We start from the raw sequence: 1,329 nt of genomic DNA on the forward strand, positions 1-1,329 counted from the left end.
GGGTTGAAGGCGCGCACTCTGGCGAACATGCCATGGTGCTGCCATATGGCTCCACCATGCGTGCGGTTCTGGAAAAAGTCCGCCCGAACAGTATGTCGCAGATGAACGCGGTTCAGCTTTATCGCCCATCAGTGGCCCAGCGTCAGAAAGAGATGCTGAATCTCTCGCTGCAAAAGCTGGAGGAAGCATCTCTTTCCGCCCAGTCTTCCACCAAAGAAGAAGCCAGCCTGCGAATGCAGGAAGCACAACTGATCAGCCGCTTTGTGGCGAAAGCGCGCACCGTGGTTCCGAAAGGTGAAGTGATCCTCAACGAGTCCAATATTGATTCTGTTCTGCTGGAAGATGGCGACGTCATCAATATTCCGGAGAAAACATCGCTGGTTATGGTTCATGGCGAGGTGCTGTTCCCGAACGCGGTGAGCTGGCAGAAGGGAATGACCACCGAGGATTACATCGAGAAATGCGGTGGCCTGACGCAAAAATCGGGTAACGCCAGAATTATCGTCATTCGTCAGAACGGTGCTGCCGTCAACGCGGAAGATGTGGATTCACTCAAGCCGGGCGATGAGATTATGGTTCTGCCGAAATATGAATCGAAAAACATTGAAGTTACCCGTGGTATTTCCACCATCCTCTATCAGCTGGCGGTGGGTGCAAAAGTGATTCTGTCTTTGTAAGGAATTGAAATGAGCAAAGCAGTTATTGTCATTCCGGCCCGCTACGGCTCCTCGCGCCTGCCGGGTAAGCCACTGCTCGATATTGTTGGCAAACCGATGATCCAGCACGTTTACGAGCGTGCGTTACAGGTGGCAGGCGTTGCGGAAGTTTGGGTGGCAACAGACGACCCGCGCGTTGAACAGGCCGTGCAGGCGTTTGGTGGGAAAGCCATCATGACGCGCAACGATCATGAATCCGGCACCGATCGGCTGGTCGAGGTGATGCATAAAGTCGATGCAGATATCTACATTAACTTGCAGGGCGATGAACCAATGATTCGTCCGCAGGATGTAGAAACGCTGCTGCAAGGAATGCGTGATGACCCCGCGTTGCCAGTGGCAACGCTATGCCACGCGATTTCTGCCGAAGAAGCGACCGAGCCAAGCACGGTAAAAGTGGTGGTAAATACCCGCCAGGATGCACTTTATTTCAGCCGTTCGCCGATTCCGTATCCGCGTAATGCTGAAAAAGCTCGCTACCTGAAACACGTCGGTATTTACGCTTATCGTCGCGATGTGCTGCAAAACTACAGTCAGTTACCGGAGTCCATGCCGGAGCAGGCGGAATCACTGGAGCAGCTACGGTTGATGAACGCGGGGATCAACATTCGCA

2 protein-coding genes are annotated in these 1,329 nt (G+C 53.4%); both read left to right on the forward strand.

Translation table 11 applies throughout. The features are described from left to right. The coding region (locus D9738_RS24325) for an SLBB domain-containing protein (protein ID WP_171021423.1) at positions 1 to 677 on the forward strand (677 nt) is incomplete at its 5' end. Between the two features lie 9 nt (positions 678 to 686). Beyond that, the coding region (gene kdsB / locus D9738_RS24330) for a 3-deoxy-manno-octulosonate cytidylyltransferase (RefSeq protein ID WP_130261387.1) at positions 687 to 1,329 on the forward strand (643 nt) is incomplete at its 3' end.

Origin of the sequence: Escherichia sp. E10V5, assembly GCF_004212315.1 — a bacterium.
GTDB lineage: Bacteria > Pseudomonadota > Gammaproteobacteria > Enterobacterales > Enterobacteriaceae > Escherichia.